Source organism: Amycolatopsis kentuckyensis (assembly GCF_002155975.1).
GTDB classification, from domain to species: domain Bacteria; phylum Actinomycetota; class Actinomycetes; order Mycobacteriales; family Pseudonocardiaceae; genus Amycolatopsis; species Amycolatopsis kentuckyensis.
The window spans coordinates 1-1,346 of the sequence record NZ_MUMI01000664.1; the positions used below are offsets into that span (position 1 = coordinate 1).

A 1,346-nucleotide genomic window follows, 5' to 3' on the forward strand; every position below is an offset into this window, starting at 1 on the left:
CACCCGCCGGCGGGTGATCCAGGGCGTCACGATCGAAGGACCGCCGAACAGGAGCGCGGCCGCTCGGACGGGTGAAGCCTCTCGCTACACTCCGATGTCGTGCACCCGTTTCGTCGTGGGGGTCGGCGACCCGCTCGTGCCTTGCTCGCCAGTGTGCTGGCGGGGCTTCTGCTCGCGGGTTGCACCGAGGGTTACGCCCAGCCGCAGGCGGCGGGCGAACAGCCGGCCATCGCGGGCGGGAAGACCGCCGTGCCGCCGCGGCCCGCTGATGTCGGACTTCCTTCGGGTGACCCTCGGCAGAGTGGTGGTGTCATCGCCGCCGGTGGGGCCGATGCCGTCTACAACTACGGACCGTCGGTGATGCTCGATCGGGGGCAGACCCGGATGTGGTGGTGCAGCCAGTACGGGGGCGCCGGCCCGGCCGGGGACGACATTCTGTACGCGCAGGCTCAGTCCTTCGACGGGCCGTTCACCGGACCGGGTGGCGGGATCCCGGCCGCCGTGTTCTCCGGGGCGCCCGGGCAGTTCGACGGCATGCACACCTGCGACCCGTCCGTGCTGCGCGTCGGCTCGACCTACTACCTGTACTACACCGGTGCCGCCGGGGATCACGCGCTCGGCAACTCGATCGGGCTCGCGACCAGCCCCGACGGCATCCACTGGACCCGCGCGGCGGGCGGGCGGCCGATCCTCGGGCCGTCGCACGACGTGCACCGCGGGAACGTCTACGGCGCCGGCCAGCCGTCGGTCGTCTACCTCGACGGCTGGTTCTACCTGATGTTCACCGACACCACCGGCCGCGCCGCGGGCCCGAACGGCGCGGGGCAGTTCCTGCTCCGCTCGCGCGATCCGGCGTTCGGGTCGGGGGTGCAGGCCCTGGACGTCGGCGGGTTCGTGCCGGTCGCGTCGACGTCGGCGCCGCGCGCGCGGTCGGTCGTCGACGGGTTCAGCGCGGACCTGATGTGGGTGGGCGCGCTCGCCGCGTTCGTCGTCGCGCACGAGACCGACGGCGGGACGACGCTGACGTTCTGGACCGCGGACTTCGCCGAGCACCCGTACCGGCCCGTGGTGGTGCCCGGGCCGTGGCAGGAAGGGCCGGGGCTGGTGCGCCGGGCGGACGGCCACGCACCGCTGTCGTCGGCGGCCCCGTGCGACCGGGTGCCGTTCGACCTCGTGCGCGCGACCGCGATCGGCGGCGCCGGCGCCGTAGACGTTCCCGCGGTGCACGTCGTGCGACGGCCCGAGGATCGGCCGCCCGCCCGCCGCGCGGGTCCAGTGGATGCCGTCGGGGCTGGTCGCGAGCCCGATCGAGCTGCCCAGCGCGTGATCCCCGGCGGCACCGGTGT

At 74.3% G+C, this 1,346-nt stretch carries 1 protein-coding gene; it reads left to right on the forward strand.

All coding sequences use genetic code 11. From position 1 onward, the window contains the following. Positions 1–141 precede the first annotated feature (141 nt). Positions 142–1,346: glycoside hydrolase family protein (locus CCN39_RS45175; RefSeq protein WP_244211310.1), on the forward strand; the 1,205-nt coding region annotated here is incomplete at its 3' end.